The organism is Terrimonas rubra (assembly GCF_042686025.1).
GTDB classification, from domain to species: Bacteria; Bacteroidota; Bacteroidia; order Chitinophagales; family Chitinophagaceae; genus Terrimonas; species Terrimonas rubra.
This window is the reverse complement of sequence record NZ_JBHUOZ010000001.1, coordinates 1881716-1899061: the sequence shown is the minus strand read 5'-3', so window position 1 is coordinate 1899061 and position 17346 is coordinate 1881716. Positions and strand designations below refer to the sequence as shown.

The 17346-nt window shown below is 42.8% G+C and carries 16 protein-coding genes; 8 read left to right on the top strand and 8 right to left on the bottom strand.

All coding sequences use genetic code 11. From position 1 onward, the window contains the following. Positions 1–255: 255 nt before the first annotated feature. Positions 256–1221 (top strand): ComEA family DNA-binding protein, encoded by a 966-nt coding sequence (locus tag ACFS6H_RS08030; RefSeq protein WP_386097044.1) that lies wholly within the window; start codon positions 256–258, stop codon positions 1219–1221. Between the two features lie 14 nt (positions 1222–1235). Here ACFS6H_RS08030 and pyrR read toward each other — a convergent pair whose 3' ends face one another. The 3 genes from pyrR to prfB all read right to left on the bottom strand — a co-directional run bounded on the left by pyrR (position 1236) and on the right by prfB (position 4787). Beyond that, entirely contained in the window at positions 1236–1766 is a 531-nt protein-coding gene (gene pyrR, locus ACFS6H_RS08025; RefSeq protein WP_386097042.1) for a bifunctional pyr operon transcriptional regulator/uracil phosphoribosyltransferase PyrR, read from the bottom strand. Positions 1767–1833: 67 nt separating this feature from the next. Then, positions 1834–3465: an L-glutamate gamma-semialdehyde dehydrogenase gene (gene pruA, locus ACFS6H_RS08020; RefSeq protein ID WP_386097040.1), complete on the bottom strand. Its 1632-nt coding sequence runs from the start codon at positions 3463–3465 to the stop codon at positions 1834–1836. Between the two features lie 229 nt (positions 3466–3694). Continuing rightward, positions 3695–4787 (bottom strand): peptide chain release factor 2 gene (prfB, locus tag ACFS6H_RS08015; protein ID WP_386097038.1). Its coding sequence is split into 2 segments (ribosomal slippage): positions 3695–4726 and positions 4728–4787, totalling 1092 coding nucleotides; the frame shifts between segments, so codons are not numbered across the junction. 144 nt (positions 4788–4931) lie between these two features. Here prfB and ACFS6H_RS08010 point away from each other — a divergent pair. Then, complete coding sequence (locus ACFS6H_RS08010; RefSeq protein ID WP_386097036.1) at positions 4932–5405, top strand: DUF1990 family protein; 474 nt, start codon at positions 4932–4934, stop codon at positions 5403–5405. A gap of 200 nt (positions 5406–5605) precedes the next feature. Further along, positions 5606–6325, top strand: coding sequence for a hypothetical protein (locus ACFS6H_RS08005; protein ID WP_386097034.1), 720 nt, complete (start codon positions 5606–5608; stop codon positions 6323–6325). Between the two features lie 142 nt (positions 6326–6467). Here the strand turns inward: ACFS6H_RS08005 and ACFS6H_RS08000 are convergent, their stop codons facing one another. The 3 genes from ACFS6H_RS08000 to ACFS6H_RS07990 form a co-directional block, all read right to left on the bottom strand. Further along, entirely contained in the window at positions 6468–7028 is a 561-nt protein-coding gene (locus ACFS6H_RS08000) for a hypothetical protein (protein ID WP_386097032.1), read from the bottom strand. A 17-nt stretch (positions 7029–7045) separates the two neighbouring features. Beyond that, on the bottom strand, positions 7046–9382 hold the full coding sequence (locus ACFS6H_RS07995; RefSeq protein WP_386097030.1) for a TonB-dependent receptor: 2337 nt from the start codon (positions 9380–9382) through the stop codon (positions 7046–7048). A 79-nt stretch (positions 9383–9461) separates the two neighbouring features. Continuing rightward, positions 9462–9812, bottom strand: a complete 351-nt coding sequence (locus ACFS6H_RS07990; protein WP_386097028.1) for a hypothetical protein — start codon at positions 9810–9812, stop codon at positions 9462–9464. A gap of 548 nt (positions 9813–10360) precedes the next feature. Between ACFS6H_RS07990 and ACFS6H_RS07985 the strand changes: the two genes are divergently transcribed. From ACFS6H_RS07985 to ACFS6H_RS07965, 5 genes are all read left to right on the top strand, one after another. Continuing rightward, positions 10361–10711 carry a hypothetical protein gene (locus tag ACFS6H_RS07985; RefSeq protein WP_386097026.1) on the top strand — a complete coding sequence of 117 codons (351 nt, stop codon included), beginning with the start codon at positions 10361–10363 and terminating at the stop codon, positions 10709–10711. A 179-nt stretch (positions 10712–10890) separates the two neighbouring features. Continuing rightward, a complete protein-coding gene (locus ACFS6H_RS07980; RefSeq protein WP_386097024.1) occupies positions 10891–11916 on the top strand; it encodes an LLM class flavin-dependent oxidoreductase in 1026 nt (341 codons plus the stop codon). A 284-nt stretch (positions 11917–12200) separates the two neighbouring features. Beyond that, positions 12201–12812 carry an RNA polymerase sigma factor gene (locus ACFS6H_RS07975; RefSeq protein WP_386097022.1) on the top strand — a complete coding sequence of 204 codons (612 nt, stop codon included), beginning with the start codon at positions 12201–12203 and terminating at the stop codon, positions 12810–12812. Between the two features lie 20 nt (positions 12813–12832). Then, positions 12833–14242, top strand: coding sequence for a carboxypeptidase-like regulatory domain-containing protein (locus tag ACFS6H_RS07970; protein WP_386097020.1), 1410 nt, complete (start codon positions 12833–12835; stop codon positions 14240–14242). Positions 14243–14388: 146 nt separating this feature from the next. Next, a complete protein-coding gene (locus ACFS6H_RS07965) occupies positions 14389–15219 on the top strand; it encodes a DUF2911 domain-containing protein (RefSeq protein ID WP_386097018.1) in 831 nt (276 codons plus the stop codon). Between the two features lie 120 nt (positions 15220–15339). On the opposite strand, the gene ACFS6H_RS07960 is transcribed toward ACFS6H_RS07965, so the two are convergent. Together ACFS6H_RS07960 and ACFS6H_RS07955 are read right to left on the bottom strand one after the other, a co-directional pair. Continuing rightward, entirely contained in the window at positions 15340–17049 is a 1710-nt protein-coding gene (locus ACFS6H_RS07960) for a sodium:solute symporter (RefSeq protein WP_386097016.1), read from the bottom strand. Then, positions 17046–17171: a hypothetical protein gene (locus ACFS6H_RS07955; protein ID WP_386097014.1), complete on the bottom strand. Its 126-nt coding sequence runs from the start codon at positions 17169–17171 to the stop codon at positions 17046–17048. Before ACFS6H_RS07955 ends, ACFS6H_RS07960 begins: the two co-directional genes overlap by 4 nt. Positions 17172–17346: the final 175 nt, after the last annotated feature.

The following is a 17346-nucleotide window of genomic DNA, read 5'->3' as shown; positions in this document are numbered from 1 at the left end:
TTACTAAAATGAAAGCCATTGAAATTCAATCAATTGAATGTATTTAGGAACGTCAAAATATATTTGGCCAAAATAAAGGATTGCAAAGGTAAGAAAGATACGGCATACAAACAAGACTTTTTTGCCAACAAGAATAAGGCCAAAAAAGGCATTTTGGGGCATTTTATTTTGCAAAAACGCACCCGCAATTTACCGCAGTTTTTTTTAATAAATCCCTGTAAAATTGTACATTAGTAAGGCTAACCATCCACCATCATGAAACCAGCCACCAAAACCTTACCCGGGTTTTCAAAAAAAGAGGTAACAGGGGTGATCACCCTGCTTGTCATTATTCTCCTTTTATATATAGCAGCCCATTACACCGGGTATTTTGTAAAGCAACCGGCTAGCCTCAATAAACAGGATTCAGCCTGGTTACTCGCAGCCGCACGTTTAAAGGAACAGGCCGCGGCAGGAGATTCACAAAATGATTACGCAGCCAATAACCTGTTTGACCAGGTTACACCGAAAAGTTATTTCAATACCCCCGGCAGAACGCTTTTTTACTTTAATCCCAATGAATTATCCGCCGAAGGCTGGCAAAAACTGGGGATAAGGCCCAAAACCATTCGTACGATCATGAATTACCGGAACAAAGGCGGGGAGTTTAGAAAACCGGAAGACCTGCAGAAAGTATATGGCCTTAGCCAGGCCGATTATCTTGCTTTATTACCTTATGTACAGATCCCGGCACGTGAAAAGCCGGTTTACCCTGTTACACCTGATCCACAGCATGCATCCACCAATAAACCCTCCTACCCTGCCTACACTAAAAAAACCTACCATACCCTTGATATAAACAAGGCCGATACAGCTGAGTATAGCTCCCTGCCCGGTATTGGCGCTGCCCTTGCCAGGCGTATCGTTAATTTCAGGGAAAAGCTGGGTGGGTTTTACCGGGTTGAGCAGGTAGCGGAGACCTATGGTGTACCCGATTCTACCTTTCAAAAAATTAAACCTTATTTAGCGGTGAATGCCGACGGTATAAAAAAGCTGAATATTAATACTGCAACCGCAGAGGTACTGGCTGCACACCCTTACATTAAAGGCAGTATGGCAAAAAGTATTGTGGCCTTTCGCCTGCAGCACGGCCTGTTTCATAATATACAGGAGCTGCAAAAAATAATGAGTATCGACAATATGGTCTATGAAAAGATCCGGTGGTATGTAACAACCGAATGAATATGAATACAGACTTATTCGTTGTCCAGTAAAGCCACTTCGTCTTTACCGTCCTTATCCTGCCAGAACACTTTGATCTTCTGGCTTACCAGGGCATCTACTGAACGGCCTACATAGTTGGGTTGAATGGGCAATTCCCGGCTAAACCTCCTGTCAATCAGCACGCATAACTCCACTTTCTGCGGGCGGCCAAAATCCAGTAAAGCGTCCAATGCCGCACGGATAGTACGACCCGTGAACAGTACATCATCAATCAACACTACTTTTTTGCCTTCAATAGAAAAGGGAATATGGGTAGCATTGGCAATATGTAACTGGTTCCGCACATCATCCCTGTAAAAAGTAATGTCCAGTTGACCATACTTAACCTGTTCCATCGGAATTTCCTTACCGATCTCCGCCACAATTTTGTCGGACAGGTAAATGCCTCTTGGCTGCAGGCCAATGATAACGGTATTTTCCAGGTCAATATGATCTTCCAGCACCTGTTGTGCCAGGCGGCGAACGGTGATGGATAGTTGCTGTGCGGTAAGTATAGGTTTCAATGAAGTTATAAGTTTTAAGTAATAAGTGGTAAGTAAATATTTACTTACCACTTATTAAAAGGTGTATTTATTTCTCCTGCATAAACGGATAAGCATAATCCGTTGGCGGGTTAAATGTTTCTTTAATGGTGCGGGGACTTAACCAGCGATACAGGTTTAAAATACTGCCTGCTTTATCGTTGGTACCGCTTGCACGGGCGCCACCGAAAGGTTGTTGGCCTACAACAGCACCGGTAGGTTTATCATTTACGTAAAAATTACCGGCCGCGTTACGCAGCTTATCGGTAGCCAATGCAATTGCGTTGCGATCGGTTGAGATAATAGATCCTGTTAAAGCATAAGGAGAGGTTGTATCAACCAGTTCAAGTACTTCTTCAAATTTCTTCTCAGGGTATACGTATACCGTTAATACCGGGCCAAATATTTCCTCGCACATGGTTACATATTTGGGATCTTTGGCTTCAATAACGGTAGGCTGGATAAAATACCCCTTGCTTTTATCGTATTTACCACCGGCCCATATTTCCGCTTTCTTATCTTTTTTTGCATTGTCAATATAAGCGGCAATTTTATCAAAACTCTTTTCGTCAATAACCGCGTTAATAAAATTGGTAAAGTCTTCTACCGTACCCATTTTAAAGCTCTTAATACCGGCCACCAGTTTTTTCTTCACTTCTTCTGCCAGGTTAGAGGGGATATAAGCGCGGGAAGCAGCAGAACATTTTTGTCCCTGGAACTCAAAAGCCCCACGCAGTAAAGCGGTTGCCACTACATCGGCCTTGGCACTGGGGTGTGCTACTACAAAGTCCTTACCACCGGTTTCGCCAACAATACGGGGATAGGTTTTATAGTTACCCATGTTTTTACCAATGGTCTCCCACATATTGTTAAACACACCTGTTGAGCCGGTAAAGTGTACACCTGTAAAATCACGGTGGGCAAAACAAATTTTACCTAAAGTAGGTCCGTCAACATAGATCAGGTTAATGACACCATCCGGCAAACCTGCTTCCTGCAGAATACGCATGAACATCTGTGCAGAATATACCTGCGTGTTGGCAGGCTTCCATACCACGGTATTACCACACATGGCAGCACTGGTAGGCAGGTTACCACCGATAGCTGTAAAGTTGAAAGGTGTAACCGCCAGTACAAAACCTTCTAAAGGACGAAACTCCAAACGGTTATGCATACCCGGTCCGCTTATCGGCTGTTGTTTATAGATCTCGCTTAAGTAGTGAACATTAAAGCGTAAAAAATCAACGATCTCACAGGCGGCATCAATCTCCGCCTGGTAAGCATTCTTACTCTGGCCCAGCATGGTAGTGCCGTTCATATAAGGACGGTACTTGGTAGCAATCAGGTCAGCGGCTTTCAAAAAAATGCCGGCCCTGTCTTCCCATGACATAGCAGCCCAGCTATCCTTTGCAGCCAGCGCCGCATCAATGGCCTGTTGCACATGTTTCTCCGTACCAATATGAAAATGGCCCAGCGTATGTTTTATTTCATGTGGCGGATGAATACTCTGCGTTTTATTGGTACGCACTTCTTTACCACCTATATACATGGGTATATCCGCTTTCTCCTTTTTCAAAAGCGCCAATACTTCCTTTAAACGTTTCTTCTCTGCCGATCCCGGTCCGTAATTTAATACCGGTTCATTTGCCGGCAATGGATATGAAAATGTTCCTAAAGACATATTTTTAATTTGATAATTAGATAATTTGTTAATTAGACAATTAATACAAAAATACCCTTAATTAAAATTAATTAGCTTGTGAAATGGATATAATTTTTGATCAATATTTGCAATCGTTTAACCTATTTTTACTTTCCCTATTTGCAACTGTTTATTTACAAAAAACTAAACACTTGCGCTACATTTTCTGGTATTCATTTTCAAATTAGCACATTACCTAATTTGCTAATTAACTCTCTCCTTCTTTCTCACTCATCAAATACGCCTTTATAAACCCGTCCAGTTCGCCATCCATCACCGGTTGTACATTACCCACTTCAAAATCCGTACGGTGGTCTTTAATCATTTTATAGGGATGGAATACGTAGCTGCGTATCTGGCTGCCCCATTCAATCTTTTTCTTTTTACTGTTGGCCGCATCTTTAATGGCCTGGCGTTTGCGCAACTCCTCCTCGTATAAACGGCTGCGTAACATTTGCATGGCCAATTCGCGGTTGCCCAACTGGCTCCTGTCCTGCTGACAAACCACTACTATACCCGTGGGAATATGCGTTAACTGTACTTTGGTTTCTACCTTATTTACGTTCTGTCCGCCTGCACCACCACTACGTGAGGTTTCCATCTTCACATCAGCCGGGTTGATCTCGATATTGATCGTATCGTCTACCAGCGGGTACACAAATACCGATACAAAAGAGGTATGACGGCGGGCATTACTGTCGAAAGGCGATATACGCACCAGGCGGTGTACCCCGCTTTCACCTTTTAAAAAGCCGTAGGCAAAGGCACCTTCAAACTGTAAAGTGGCGGTTTTAATACCGGCACCATCGCCCCACTGCCAGTCCATCTCGGTAATTTTCCAGCCTTGTTTTTCGCCATACATCCGGTACATACGGGCCAGCATTTCGGCCCAGTCCTGGCTCTCGGTACCACCGGCGCCGGAGTTTATCTGTACAATGGCAGTTAACTCGTCCTCAGGTTCATTCAGTGTGGCTTTAAACTCCGCATCCTCCAGTTCATGTAAGGCCTTTTCATACGCTTCCTTTGTTTCCTCTTCAGTGGCATCGCCACTTTTCCAGAAATCAAACAAAATGGCAAAATCCTCCACCGCCGTTTCCGCAGTGTGGAACAGTTTTACCCAGTACTCGTTTACCTTAATGGTTTTAAGAATTTCGGTGGCACGTTTGTTATCGTCCCAAAAACCCGGACTTAGTGAGAATTGTTTTTGTTCTTCGATCTTTGCTTCTTTATTAGCAACGTCAAAGAAACCTCCTTATCCCGGCAATGCGGGACCGCATATCCTGTAATTTTTCTATTGTCATGGCGCAAAGTTAATCAGATAATTAAATAATGCAGTATTTTGTTGGGTACCGGCTGCAGTGCCCTGATTGAGCAACTGTTGCGACGCTCCGTTCATCGTCCGGTAAGGTTATTCGCCAGGATTAATTGTATAAGATAACAGGATCATGAAATTATACTTCACCGACCAAAGTCCATATTTTGACAAACACCTGCAGCAACTAAAGCTGCAACCTGTTATGGATTATCGTAAACAGGGGCTTACAGAAAAAGAGACCGGCATTCCGGTAGCCCTTGCCAAACCGCTCTCTGCTATCGACACACGCTTTTTATTTAATTATCAAATCTTCCCGCCACATATCATGTCCTCCTACTCACAATGGCAGGCCGAAAACCGGAAAATGCAGGTGGGTGATACAATCGTGCAGCAGGTTTATCTTCCTCCTTACAGAAACCTGTCTCAAAAAATTATATTCGGTGTAAGGATCAGCGAACTCATTATAACCCCGGAACGTATTGGCTTTAGTTACGAAACATTACAGGGGCACGCAGAAAAAGGTATTTCCACATTTATGCTTGAACAAACAAAAGACGGTCAGATAATATTTAAAATACATACTTTTTCACAACCCGGAAATTAGCTGACCCGGTTAGTAGCACCGGTATTTTCTATCCCATATCAAACTTATTGTACCCGGCAGGCGTTGAAACATGTAAAGAACCATCTGGAAATGTGAATACTGAAAATAATCTATGCCAATTTCAACTGATAAAAATTTCAGGTGATTCTAAATAAACTACATTAAGTTTATTGTTCAATAAACACGATATATTAAAAGCTATGAAAAGAAATACCTTTATTATACTTATTAGCTTAGCCTTTACCGGCGCCGGCTGTTTCAGCTCAAAGGTTAACAGTGTTGCGCTCGCACAGCTTTTCACCCCTGTTCCTGAATCTTCCAAAAAGCTGGATATCCCTTACTATGATAAAGGTCACCAGTTTAACGGATATCCCTTTGTTTACTGGCACCTGGATAAACAAAAAGAAAAACAACTCAAGCTGGAACAACCGGAAACATCATCTTCCGATTTTATTTTCCGCACCTGGGTTACCCGTCAGAACGGAACATATAATCAACCGCATTCGTTAATAGAAATTACCCGGAACGAAGAGCAATATAATGCCACTATATATTTTATGAAGGTTAATTTTGTAGCCAACACATTGTCGGAAACAATAACCGATTATAAAAAGGTAACCGTTACACCACTGAAAAACAGCTGGCAAACCGTAATAGATAGTTTATACATACTAAAAGCTGATAGTTTGCCAACTGATGAGCAGATACCTGAATATTACCGTAAAGGAAAAGCATATAACAATAATTCAGCTACTTATTCATTTGAATTTGCTTCTAAAAATTTATACCGGTTTTACCAGTATAACGACCTGCAACGAGCATCACAACATTTCTGGCAACCTAAAAATGTCCTGGCAATACTCCGTTTACCGGATCAGGAATTTAACTGGGCGGCTTTAGAGAAAGAATATTTTAAGTAATAAAAACGAGGCTGTCTCAAAAGTATGAGGCAGCCTCGTTTTATTCGGATCCCTGATGGAGACTGATTGTCGTTTAAGCCATTCTCAAGGCCTTCGTTTATTTTTGATACTTCCTCTTTTATTTAAAAACTTGTTTTAATTATTAATGCACATGTACGGGGAAGATCAGCTCGGCATCAGTAGCAGATTTGCTGCTGTTCACCAGGTCAGCTTCGGCCTTATTATCGTTCTGGTAGTGACGTAAGGTTATTTTTACAGTGCCTTCGCTGTGGGCGGTTGTGGTCCATTTGCTTTTAAGGCCAAGGGTTACACCATCATCGTCCTTATCCAGATCGGAAATGGTAATAGCACCGCCTGTAACTGTAACCTCGTAATAAAAACGGTGATGGTCAGCTTCGTGATCCTGAATATCGTGGGTAAGGTCATGTCCTTCTATATCCAGCAACTCCACACTTACATTGTACACGGCATTTTCAGCCAATTCCAGGTCCTGTATAACCGGTGCATTTCCGCCATCCCCGTCCAGGTCCTTCCAGGAAAAGGTTTTTACTTCACCTGTACCAACTTTTGTAAACCTGAGGTTTACCGTGCCAATTACTTCATGATCGTGCTCGTGCTGATCATCATCTTTATCTTTTTTACACGACGTTACAAATACCGCTAACATACTAACAGCTAAAAACGATTTCAATAGAGTTTTCATGCTTTACTTTTTTTCTACTAATGTTTAAAAATTGATTGCAAGGGAACTTTAACCCGGAAATTAATATTGGTGCCCTGCGCATCGGTGTAGTACCTGAAACTGTTCAGGTAATCGCGGTAACGCTGGTTTAACAGGTTATACGCTCCCACGCCAAAGCCCACGGGCACTTTACCTATCATTACTGTTGTGTTGGCCTGCACATTCAGCAGGGTATAACCATCCGGTGGCATGGCGTAGTCCTGTTTACCATGTATGGTTTCATCAGGCATACGTGTTTGTTTAAATACCGTTGGCACTTCTACCCTGATATCTGTTTTTGAAAACCTTCCCCTATCCGGCAACAGGTAAACGATCTCACCTGTAACTCTGTGTCCAGGCATACCAATGAGCCAGTCATCAATGCTGCGGTTCCTGGCCCATAATAAGGCTGTTTTACCGACCAGTGTTAAACGTGGCAACAAACGGTAACCCGCCGTTACGTCTATACCCTGTAATGTAGCATCTGTTTGCTGATACACCAGAAGGGGGAAACTGCCCCGGATAGTGATCACCGGCTCATCGGGTTTGGGTTGCTGGTATATAAAATCATTGATCCGCTGGTGATAAAGACTTATATCCAGGCTCCATTTGCTGTTGGGATTATCCCATACATAACCCAGCGATACATGAACCGATTTTTCTGTTTTCAAATTAATATCACCCTGCTCGTAAGTAGCAGAGCCGTGATGCACCCCGTCAGTAAGCAACTCGTTAACATGCGGCGCCCTGCTGCTGACACTAATACCGGCATTGAACCTGCCGCCATTATTGTTCAGGCGGTAACCACCGTTAAGCGAACCGGCCATGGTACTGAAATTAAAATCATGTGCGCTGGTATCACCACCAAACATATACCGTTTGGTAGATAAGGTTTTGTAATCGAAACGCAGGCCGCCCTGTACATCCCATTGATGACGGCTCCATTTTTCTATCCAATATAAACCTCCGCTATATGATTGGTAATCGGGAATAAGGTAACGTCCCGTGTACCAGTTGTTCTGTTGTATGGCCGATGCCCCTATTACCCCCTGGAAGTTTCCCCATGGCCGGTGTTCCCATGAAATATCTTCGGACAGGGTTAATACACCAAAGGTTAACTGGGGCTGGGTACTGGTGCTGTTCCTGATAACGTCGTACTCTTTTCTTTTATTAAACTGCGCAGCGAACTGAAAATTCCACCTGCTTAAACCCGTTTTTACAGTTGATTTCAGTTTAAACAAATTATGTTGCACTTCCTGCGAGGGACGTTCTATTTTATACGTTTTTTCTCCTAAAAAACCGGCATCGGGTTTGCCTACCTCAATGGCATGCAGCAGATCGGTTACATTACCGATATGCGCCCCCTGGAAGATGCCCACTTTGGTAAAAAACTGGCTGTAAAAAGTTTCTATATTATAATTGCTTTTTTTCCAGCCGGCCGTAACGGAAAAGTTGGCCTCGCGGTTACCTGTATTGTTTAACCGGTAATCAGGAGCTGCTACATTGCCACCTTGTTTGAATGTTCCCTGTAAACGGTAACTGAAGGCCGGTAGTTTTTTTAACTGCTGTTCGAACATGCCCGATACCACATAAGCATTGTTATTGGTAAAGTACATGGTGTTGAACTCCGCATTATAACCGGGTGTATGAAGCAATGCTTTAGGATTTACCAGAATAACACCGCCGATGGCATCACTGCCATAACGCAGTTCATCCACTCCTTTTATAATGGTTAAATTATCGGCAATGAAGGGATCAATTTCCAGGGCATGCTCATTACCCCACTGCTGCCCTTCCTGGCGTACACCATTATTAATGGTCAGTATCCGGCTGCTATGCAAACCATGTATCATGGGCTTGGCAATATTAGAGCCGGTTTGTAATAATGTAACACCATTTATACGGCCCAGTGCATCGGCAATGGACAGCCCTTTCACCTCATCCAGTTCGGTACCTGATAATGTTTTTTTAAAACTACCGGTACTTATTCCTTTTTGCGTGGTTACTACTACATCGCCTAATTCCTTACGGGCATGCGGCAGGAAAAAATCTACGTGCCGGGCTTTATCCAGCTGTATGGTTTGTGTAATGGTTTCACAGCCGGCATGGCTGATCACCACCTCGTAGGTACCGGCACAGAGATTGGTGAATACAAAATCGCCTTTTGCATCCGTAACAATCTGCCGGTTCACGCCACGGATCAATACCGCTGCGCCGGATAGTTTTTCCTTTGTATCCGCATCTTCCACATGTCCGCTAAAACGTAATGTACAATCCTGCGCCCATAGTGTGATGGCAGACATTGCCCAAAAGGCAATCAATAATAGTAATCGCAATGAAATAAGATTTACTGCATAAAAAATAGGAACAGTACAACCATACCCATGGTTGCTTACTGCTTTCACCAACTAAAAATTATGCAAGCCGAGGCGGACCCCGTAACGAAAAGTAATTATGCGGCGCAGAGTGAATGCGAACCGCGAAATGAACAGGTGTGGCATTTTCCGGTGTTGTAATACTTACTACTTTGTTTGTCGGAACATCCGTAAAAGGTGCCAGGGGTTCGATGTTGTTACACTCACAGGAAACAGGCGTACTGCAAACAGTGGTTTGTTTTCCATGCTCATGATGCGTCAGGTCGGCAGTGCCTGCCTCTATATGTGCTACAAACAATTCATGCAGCAAAGGCTTGGGTGTAACACCCAATGCAAACACTACCAATAATACCCAGGCAGCCCAGAAACGTATATGTTTTACTCTTTTCAAAGTTGATACAACGTTGCAAAAATAAGAAAACTTACACAGTATTGAAAAATTTAATACAAAACCTGTGACAGTTACAGGCGTATCCTTATTGTAGGACGTAGTTTTACAATAATCCCTGCTGGGGTTAATTCCTTTATCATTCAATACATTTCATCATTGAGAACCGGACAGGAATGACAGCGGGTATTTGACATACGACATACTTAAAAAAACGGTTTGTGAGACACGAACCATGGCTTCCCATGTTCCCCCGGTCACTTCGAGAACCTCAATCATAACGCTTGTTTTCCAGCCCCGGTTCGTGTCCCACTAACCGCCATGCCTATATATTCAACAATAATGGAGTAAATTTAAATATGCTAACTCCTTTAAGAAAATCAACCACCCATTTTGGCAAAATTTACTTTTGGACCGCTACAATCCATAATTGGTTACCCCTGCTAACCTCTGTAGAAAACAAGCTTATCATTATCAACTCCTTACAAACACTATCCCTAAAAAAACTGATCAAGGTCTATGCCTTTGTCATTATGCCCAATCACATTCACTTGATATGGGAACAAGTAAGTATGAATGGTAAAGAAACGCCCAAAGGAAGTTTTTTAAAATTTACGGCACATATCCTTCTTAAACACATCAAACAGACCAATATAACACATCAATATTATGTGAATGCTGCCAATAAACAATATGAAATATGGCAACGTGATGCATTGGGTATTGAGCTTTACAGCCGTTATTTTGCTACACAAAAGCTTAATTATATTCATTTAAACCCGGTGAGAGGAAAATGGAATTTATCCGCATCATACCTTGATTATGATTTTTCCTCTGCCAGGTTTTATGAATATGGGGTTGACCGTTTTGGTTTCCTGCATCATTTGTTTGACGTACTTTAAAACTTATCAAAATTGGTTCGTGAGACACGAACCATGGCTCCACGAACAGTGGCTCCTGGAACATTCAGAATGGTTTGTGGGATACCCCATTGTTGCGGTTCGTGTCTCACGAACTGAACCCTTACTAAATAATTTCTCGTTTCCCGCAACCTTTTTAAAGCCGTGGTTGTTTTTACCACATGAATATTAAACTGAGCGTATTAGACCAAACCCCCATCAGGAAAAACGAAACGGCCGCTGATTCTTTGGCCGAAAGCCTGGAACTGGCCGCATTAACGGACAAACTGGGTTATACCCGTTACTGGTTATCTGAACACCATAATACGCTTACACTGGCCAATGCAGCACCGGAGATACTACTGGCCAGGCTGGGTGCCGTTACACAAAACATCCGTTTAGGCTCAGGGGGTATTATGCTGCCCAATCACAGCAGTTTAAAAATGGCCGAGAATTTTCGCCTGCTGGAAGCGCTGTATCCCAACCGGATTGATATGGGCATTGGCCGGGCGCCCGGTACAGACCGTGCTACCGCACAGTTATTAAACCCTTCCAATACTTTTAATCCGCAGGAATACGTGCAGCAATTGAAGGAGTTGCAGGCCTTTTTCAGTAATGATCCCATTAGTGAGAATATGTTCGGTAAAATAAGGGCAATACCGAATGTGGAAACCCAACCTGTTATGTGGGCATTGACCTCCAGCGGGGAGAGCGCCTATATTGCCGCACATTTTGGTATGGGATTGTCATATGCACAGTTCATTAACCCCATTGGCGGAGCACAGGCCATCCGGGAGTATGAAGCGCGTTTTATGCCCTCGCAGCAATTGGCAGCACCCATCAGTAATGTGGGTATTTTTGCTTTTTGCAGTGAAAGCGAACAAAAGGTGCAGGAAGCTGTTGCCCTGATGCAGTATCGCTTTTTAAGTTTTGAGAAAGGTGAGTTTGATAAGTTTTACAGCTATAACGATATTAAAGATTACGAATATACCGAGGGTGAAAAGCAACGTCTTTTGTTTCACCAGAACAGGTTTATTGCCGGTACACCGCAAACCATTAAACCGCAGCTTGAGCAACTGGCCCGCCAGATGGGCACCAATGAAATTGTGATAGCCACTTTTGCCGATAGCCGGGAAGATCGTTTAACATCTTATGAACTATTGGCCAAGATTTTTATTAACCCTGCCAATCCGTTAAACGAGTTATAATTGACAGATCCTGTAATTTGGACGAGACTTCGCGATCAGCAATATTTTGTCATATCACAGAGGTAAAGGAGTTTGTTCACAGCGTTAACGGAGTTAATTTACGCGTCCCCAAAAAACTCTATGTTACTCAGTGAAAGCCCTCTGTGCCCTCTGTGGTAAAAACTTTAACCACGAAATTTTACTACCTTCCCCACTCTATAACACGTCTTCCTCTTACTTTATGATTATGTCAGCAGCCACTGTTGATATACCAAGCATTCCGCTTTTTTTGTTAATTTTACTTATTGGCATTTATAAAAAACATATCGTCAAACGGGTTGACCGATAACGAATTATTGGTAACCTATAAACAAAACGGGGATGTGGCAGTATTGGGCGATTTGTACCAGCGCTATATGGACCTCGTTTATGGCGTATGTTTAAAATATTATAAAGAGCCGGAAACGGCCAAGGATGCCGTGATGCAGATTTTTGAAGAACTGGTTGAGAAACTGAAGAAACACGAGGTTGATAACTTTAAGGGCTGGCTGCATCAAGTGGCTAAAAATCACTGTCTTATGCAGCTCCGTAAAACCCAGAAAGTTAAAACGGTGGAATTCAATACCGAGCTTATGCAATCAGGAGAAAACATGCATCTTGATAGTGTATTGGAAAAAGAAGAAAACTTTAAAAAACTGGCCGGCTGTATGGAAAGCCTGACCGGCGACCAGGAAACGGCTATCCGCCTGTTTTACCTGGACGGGAAGTCATACAATGAAATAGTGGCCATTTCCGGTATTGAATGGAATGCAGTGCGCAGCCTGATACAGAACGGCCGCAGGAATTTAAAGTTATGTATGGAAAAAGCCATAGCAGCAGAAAGTACCAATGATATTTATTTAACCAAAGAAAATTAGACAGAGGATCAGGGATATCCATGGCAGATCAAACAAATATATCAACCTATACCGCATACGATATTGAAAAATATCACAAAGGCTTATTGTCTGCTGCCGAGATGAATAAGCTGGAACGTGCTGCCCTTGAAGACCCGTTTTTAGCGGATGCCCTTGATGGTTATGCCGAAACACCGGTGAATCTCAGTGCCGACCTGGCTGAACTTACCAATCGTTTACAGGAAAGGAAAGAAGAAAAAAAAATAGTACCTATCACCGGTAAAAGTGGCGGGGCTGGTACCTGGTGGCGTATTGCGGCCATGCTGGTGATATTTGCCGGCCTGGGTTATGCCGGTTACCGGTTCGCTTTTGACAATGATAAAAAAGAACTGGCGCTTGAGGATAATAAGGCAACTGTAAAACAGGCCCCTGTTGCTGCTCCGGCTATTGTAAGCGATAGTAATGCACAAAGCGTTGGCAGTTTACCTGCGGAAAAAGAAAAAGTGGCGGTAACAGATAAGAAATCAGGACAAGAAGTTCAGGCACCCGCTGTTGCAGAACAGGAACAAAAAATAAATGCCCTTGTGGCCCCGCCGGCCCAAACAGCCGACCTGGCCGTAAAACAGGATTCCATAGCCTTAAATGAAGTAGTTGTAACAGCAGATGGCACACAAGAGAAAAAAGCAATGAAGGTGAGCAATACGCCTGTAGCTGAATATAAAAGTATCAGCCAGACTCCCAGGCAAAAAGCGATTGCTTATAAAGAAGAGTCTGATAATGCTATGCTGAGAAACAGTAACCAGTTTGGCCGTCAGCAAAAAGCTCATGGACCCGATGCTGGCAACCGGGCAAATATTTACCGTGGCCAGATAGTAGATGCCCAGCAAAACCCCGTTCCCTTTGCTAATATTACCAATCCCGTGGATAATGTAGGCACTTACAGTGATGCACAAGGGCGATTTGCGTTATTATCACCCGATTCGGTATTACGTGTGCAGGTACGGTCTTTAGGTTTTAAGGATAAAAATATTGCTTTACAAACCAGTGCTGCTACCAACCAGGTAGTATTACAGGACGACCAAAGTATATCGGCTATTGTGTTAAACCAAAAAAGACTGAACAGTAATTTACCTACCCGCCAGAACAATTTGGTATTTGACGAACCGGTTCCTGAAGCCGGCTGGTATAATTTTGATAATTACCTGGCCAATAATATACGCGTACCGGAAAACGAATACCTGAAAGCTAAAAAACAAGTACCGGAGTTTGTGGGTGAAGTACAGTTATCTTTCGAGGTAAGTAAACACGGTCGCCCTATCAACATAAAGGTGGAAAAATCTTTATGTGATGCCTGTGATAAAGAAGCTATCCGTTTATTGAAAGAAGGGCCAAAATGGAAAAGAAGCAGTAAAGGAAAAAAACATACCACTTCCATAAAAGTGAGCTTTTAATTATACCCGTATACCTGCAGTTCACCTGTTGCTTTATACTTATTAATTCTGTAACAATAACTACCTCCCGGCTGCCGCATATGCATGTGCTGTCTTATCTTCGCACCCGGAAGAAACTTGTCATTATTATAACACAACTATTTTTTATGAAACAACTCGTATTTGCTATTATCGGCAGTTTGATCGTTGCTACCAGTGATGCCCAGATCAAAACACCTGCTGCCAGTACTTCACAAACCGTAAAACAGGATTTTGGCCTGGCTACTGTGGAACTTTCCTATGCCCGCCCGAATGTAAAAGGCCGTAAAATTTTTGGTGACATTGTACCTTATGATGCCGTATGGCGTACGGGTGCCAACAGTGCCACCGTATTAAATTTTGGCGATGATGTAATTATTGGCGGCACCGCTGTGCCTGCCGGTAAGTATGGTTTATTAAGTATCCCCGGTAAAAAACAATGGACACTGATCATCAGTAAACAAACGGATGTAACCAACCCTACCGCTTACGACCAAAGCAAGGATGTGGTACGTATACCGGTTGATGTAAAGAAGAACTCGAAAGTAGAAACTTTCACCATACAGTTTGCCAATGTAGCCGCCTCTACTATGGACCTGCAGATACTGTGGGATAAATCGATGGTGACCTTACCTATTTCTACTGAAATTGACAGTAAAATAATGGCCAGCATTGAGAAGAACTTAAAAACGGACAAACCACAATATTTCCAGGCTGCCATGTATTACATGGAATCGGGTAAAGACCTGAACCAGGCTTTGGAGTATTTTAACAAAGCAGTAGAACAAAACCCTAAAGCTTACTGGATACAGTATAACTGGGCTAACTGTTTAGCCAAATTGGGTAAGACCAATGAAGCCCGTGCTGCTGCAGAAAAATCAAAAGAGCTGGCGATTGAAGGCAAGAATAATGATTATGTAAGGTTGAATGAGAAATTGCTGAAATCGTTGGGTAAATAAGGGATATAGCGTTCAGAATATTGATTTTAGACTTTAGTATTTAGACTTTAGAATGACAATAAGAACGCCGGCCTTTGGCCGGCGTTCTTATTGTAACAATGTAAAACACTTACGGAAAAATTATACCTTAACAGGACTTATTTTATTCCCTGGAAATTGTTGCAAAAGCCAGCTAATGATCACTACGCCAAGAGCGCCAATAGCGTTTAACCATAAAAAGCCTAAACCGATAGTGCCGTTTTTAGAAAGAATAAACAAAACAATAATGGCCGCTTCTACTATTAAGGCCGCATAGAAAACAGCATTCCCTTTAATTTTTTTACAATAAAATGCCACCAGGAATATCCCGAGAATGGTACCATAAAATAAGGAACCCAGGATATTAACCGCTTCTATCAGGCTATTACCAATATTAGAGGCAAACATGGCTACCGCAATACAAAACACTCCCCAGCCAAAGCTATACCAGCGCGACATATTATAATCCTGTGTATCCGTACAATCTTTAGGTTTGTATCTTTTATGCAGGTCGATCACTGTACTGGAAGCCAGGGAGTTTAAGGCCGCGGCAATACTTCCCCACGAGGCTAAGAATATCACAGCGATCAGTAAGCCTATTAAGCCGACCGGTAAATAATCAATTACAAACCGGAGGAAAATATAGTTGGTATCATTATCATCGCCCCCGTTCTTTTTTACCAGCGATTTTACTTCATTGCGTAAAGTATCAGTTTGCGATTGTACGGCTTTTAACTGCTCCAGGTGCACCGGTTGTTTATCCTGCGCATACGCCGTTAATAATACTTCCTTCTGCTGCTGCAGTTGCCCCGCCTGCTCTTTTATGCGTGATAAAGAGTCCTTGTAAACAGAGGTCTCCAAACGTTGCAGTTCTTTATCATTGAAGAAAACGGGCGGTTTGGTAAACTGGTAAAAAGAGAAGACCAGCACCCCGATCAATAGAATAAAGAACTGCATGGGGATCTTGACGATACCGTTCATCAATACACCCAGTTTACTTTCGGTGGTGGATTTGGCGGTCATGAAACGCCCTACCTGCGACTGATCGGTGCCGAAATAGGATAACAGTAAAAAGAAACCGCCAATAGTACCACTGATGATATTATACCGGTCGCTCCAGTCAAAAGAGCCATCCTTAAAGCCCGTAGTGATCACATTTAATTTATCCAGTTTACCTCCTACTTCCAGTGCATCGAAGAAGCCCACATTTTGTGGAAGTCCCTGTACCACGTATACACCGGCAATGAACATGCCGCTAAAAATGATAAATAACTGCAGGGTCTGGGTATAGGCCACTGCCCGGGCGCCGCCGGTAACGGTATATATAATCAAGAGACCACCCATTACCAGGTTGGTCCAGTAAATATTCCAGCCCAACAGGGCCGATAAAATAAGAGAAGGGGCAAAAATGCTGATACCAGTGGACAGACCACGTTGTAACAAAAAAAGCAGGGAGGTCAATGTCCTGGTCTTACCATCAAAACGTGTTTCCAGGTATTCGTAAGCCGTGAATATTTTTAGTTTACTGAAGGCAGGGATAAAAGTGATACAGATAACAATGGCCGCCAGGGGTAAACCAAAATAGTATTGTACAAAACGCATTCCATCGGTATAGGCCTGGCCGGGAGCCGCTAAAAACGTAACGGCGCTCGCCTGTGTACCCATAATGCTCAGCAATACTACCCACCAGGGCATACTGCGGTTTGATAGAAAGTAGCCTTCTAAACTTTTAGCGCTTTTGCTTTTATACACGCCAAAAATAATGATAACCGTCAGCGTGGTTATTAATACTATCCAATCGGGTGTACTCATGAAAAATATTGTGTGAACAAATAAAATGCAATGATCTGTACCAGCAGCCAGGCAATTGCCAGGGCATACCAGTGTGACCATTTTTTAAATAATGGCACTTTATCTTTTTGTTCCGTTTCCATAATGCCAGTTTATCGTTATACGATTATATGAACAGTTGTTGTTACTAAATATCCTCCCATGCTGACAGGTAAATAAAATGAATACGATATAGCTCATTCCAATAGCACAGCTCCCGGCTCAATAACATTGATACAGCACAAGTGTATGCCCAGCAACGATGCTGTTGCGCCTCAG

What these genes read in the sequence shown, in the direction of transcription:
- ACFS6H_RS08030 (WP_386097044.1), top strand. Translation starts at nt 256, where the DNA reads ATGAAACCAGCCACCAAAACCTTACCCGGGTTTTCAAAAAAAGAGGTA.
- pruA (WP_386097040.1), bottom strand. Translation starts at nt 3,465, where the DNA reads ATGTCTTTAGGAACATTTTCATATCCATTGCCGGCAAATGAACCGGTA.
- ACFS6H_RS08010 (WP_386097036.1), top strand. Translation starts at nt 4,932, where the DNA reads ATGAAATTATACTTCACCGACCAAAGTCCATATTTTGACAAACACCTG.
- ACFS6H_RS08005 (WP_386097034.1), top strand. Translation starts at nt 5,606, where the DNA reads ATGAAAAGAAATACCTTTATTATACTTATTAGCTTAGCCTTTACCGGC.
- ACFS6H_RS08000 (WP_386097032.1), bottom strand. Translation starts at nt 7,028, where the DNA reads ATGAAAACTCTATTGAAATCGTTTTTAGCTGTTAGTATGTTAGCGGTA.
- ACFS6H_RS07980 (WP_386097024.1), top strand. Translation starts at nt 10,891, where the DNA reads ATGAATATTAAACTGAGCGTATTAGACCAAACCCCCATCAGGAAAAAC.
- ACFS6H_RS07970 (WP_386097020.1), top strand. Translation starts at nt 12,833, where the DNA reads ATGGCAGATCAAACAAATATATCAACCTATACCGCATACGATATTGAA.
- ACFS6H_RS07965 (WP_386097018.1), top strand. Translation starts at nt 14,389, where the DNA reads ATGAAACAACTCGTATTTGCTATTATCGGCAGTTTGATCGTTGCTACC.
- ACFS6H_RS07960 (WP_386097016.1), bottom strand. Translation starts at nt 17,049, where the DNA reads ATGAGTACACCCGATTGGATAGTATTAATAACCACGCTGACGGTTATC.
- ACFS6H_RS07955 (WP_386097014.1), bottom strand. Translation starts at nt 17,171, where the DNA reads ATGGAAACGGAACAAAAAGATAAAGTGCCATTATTTAAAAAATGGTCA.